At 72.6% G+C, this 2436-nt stretch carries 2 protein-coding genes; both read right to left on the bottom strand.

Annotation, left to right across the window (positions count from 1 at the left end):
* Positions 1–43 precede the first annotated feature (43 nt).
* Complete coding sequence (locus tag K228_RS0124575) at positions 44–1003, bottom strand: PrgI family protein (RefSeq protein WP_188116256.1); 960 nt, start codon at positions 1001–1003, stop codon at positions 44–46.
* Positions 1003–2436, bottom strand: a 1434-nt coding sequence (locus K228_RS29070) for a TrbL/VirB6 family protein (RefSeq protein WP_025620738.1), incomplete at its 5' end; no start/stop codon positions are given. The genes K228_RS29070 and K228_RS0124575, both read right to left, overlap by 1 nt.

The raw sequence follows: 2436 nt of genomic DNA, 5'->3' as shown, positions 1-2436 counted from the left end.
CCCACCTCGGGGACGACGTGGGGACGACGACGGTTCAACAGGTTCACGGCGCCTCACTTCCATCGGTGTCGGGGACGGCCCGTCCCGCGCCGGCCAACACCGGCGGGGACGACAGGGACGGCGTAGCGCAGGGGTTGAGGGCGCCCGCGAGAGTGCCGGCGGCGTCGACCGGGTCGAGCACCCTCGCGGCGACCTCGCAGCCAGACAGCGCCCGCACCGTCTCGGCGGCTTGATGGGCCGCTTGGCCGGGGCCGCGTTTGCTGCGTACCGCGACGGTGATGTGCCGGTGCAGCAGTTCCCGCCGGGTGGCAACCTCCTCGAGAAAGGCCGCGTGCGACCTCGCGGCGTCTTCGAGGGCGGGGTCTGGTAGTTCGGGTGCGTAGGCGAGGATCCGGTCGGCCACGTGGGTCAAATCGACTCGCTGCGCGCGGACCAGGATCTGCGCCGGCCCGTCCAACGAGTGCAGCCAGCGGGCGAACCCAGCGACCAAGCCGTTCTGCTCCGCTGCGGTGCGCAGCCCGAACGCCACCGTGGAGGCCGCGACGAGGCCGGTGGTGCCGTCGGGGCCAAGGTCGACCAGGCCGTCGGCGGTGATGCCCTTGGCCGGCAGGCGCAACGGTGCGGGCAGCGGGAGCCGGTCACCCGGCCCCTGTGTGGTGGACACCCAGGCCGGGGCCGGCGTGATCGGGCCCTCGGACGGCACCAGCCGGCCCGGGGCACGATAGTGGCGCAGCGCGGCGCGCAGCCACACATCGAGGTTGATCCCGTCGCGGCGGCCGACGGCCAGGTAGAACGCCGCGCCGAGGATCGGCACGCAGCAGGAGGCGAAGACCAGTGGCGGCACCACCGTCGTGAGGGCGGTCCACGCCGCGTACAGCACCAGGCCGGTGACGGTCAGGATGACCAACTGCCGCCCGGTCATACCGAACGCGATGCGATCAGCCCGTTCCACATCAGCGGGTACTCGCGCGCGAAGCGGTGCCTCATCGTCACGGCGACTCATCAGCTACCTGCCTCTCCGGGACGGCGCCGCACCGTCGGCGGGGACGGTCGCGGCGGGGACGGGGACGGCGGCGGGGACGATGCCAGTCGGAACACCGGAGCCGCGCTGCCCGCCGGTCGAGGCGGGGACGGTCGCTGCGGGGCTGGGGACGGCCGCGCGGTCGGTGCCGGGCGTGGGGACGGCCTCGCGGCCGGTGTTGTGGTGGCCGGCGGTGAGCCGTCCCGGGTGGGCTGGCGAGGTGCGGTGGTGGGCCGCCGGGCCATCGTGGGTCGGGTCGGCGGTGCGGAGGAGAACACTGGCGTGAACGGTGCCGGTGGGCGGCGTGGCGCGCTCTGCCGTGCTGGCGGGTTGGAGAACACTGCCGCGGGTGTCGGCCCTTGAGGTGTCGGGCTCGTCGGTGCGGGCGTGGTGTTGCTGAACGCTGGCGGGGTGGGCGGTGTACCCGGTCGAGGGGTGGCTGGTTGTGGAGGGTTGGGCTGCGAAAACGCCGGGGTCGGGGCCGGACCGGTCGGGGTCGCCGTTGGGGTATCCGACCGGGCCGGGTGGCTAAACGCGGGTGCGCCAGCGGTGCCCGCCGGCACCGACAATGGTGTTTGCGTGACAGGGGCGTTACTAAACTCCACCGGGGTGGGTCGGGGCGGCCGGGACAGCGGCGGGCGTGGGGTACCCGGACGTCCCCTGACGGCGGGGACGGGCCGAGCGGTACTCGACTGTGCTGCGTTCCTGGTGGTGCTCACGGCCCGTTGGCGGGCAGCCGTCCCCGTGCGGGCGGTGCGGCGGCCTGCGCCGATGGACGTGGCGGCGGCCCCGAGGGTCTTGACCATGACGTATGCCTGCAGAAGTTGACCGAGCAGCCCCCGGCCCTGGTTACGCAGCCCGAGCGGCGTGAGGACGAACTGTTTGGCTAGCCCTGGCAGCTTGGTCAGCAGCCACAGCATCGTGACGCAGACCAACACTCCGAGCAGGCCGCTGGTGGTGGCCGGAACGCCCATGAGGACCAGCCCGTGGGGGGTGAGGAACACCTTCACCATGGCCAGGACGATCACCGCCTGGGCCACCTGCAGGCCGAGGCACGCACCGAAGGCACGCCACCAGGTGTAGGCCAGGCCCTCGGTCTGCGGCGTCGCGTGACACGCCAACGCCAACGGTGCGACCCCGACGAGGACGACGAGCAACGCCACCCGCAGAAGGAACGTGATGACCACGACGATGCCGAGGACGACCACGGCGATGACCAGCAGCGCGAGCAGAATGTTTGGGCTGCTGGGAGCGGTCAGTGGCTGGTCGAGGATCCCGACGATCGCGGACGCCGCTGCCGGTCCGTCGACTCCCTGTCCCGCGATGGCGGCGGTCAGGGCGTTGGTCGCCTCGATCGCCTTGCCGCACAGGATGAGGGAGACATTCGAGATCACCGCCCCGAGGGCCAGCCGCGG

Origin of the sequence: Salinispora cortesiana, from assembly GCF_000484695.1 — a bacterium.
Lineage (GTDB): Bacteria > Actinomycetota > Actinomycetes > Mycobacteriales > Micromonosporaceae > Micromonospora > Micromonospora cortesiana.
Note: the sequence above shows the minus strand (reverse complement) of the source record. Positions and strands in the feature narration are given on the sequence as shown.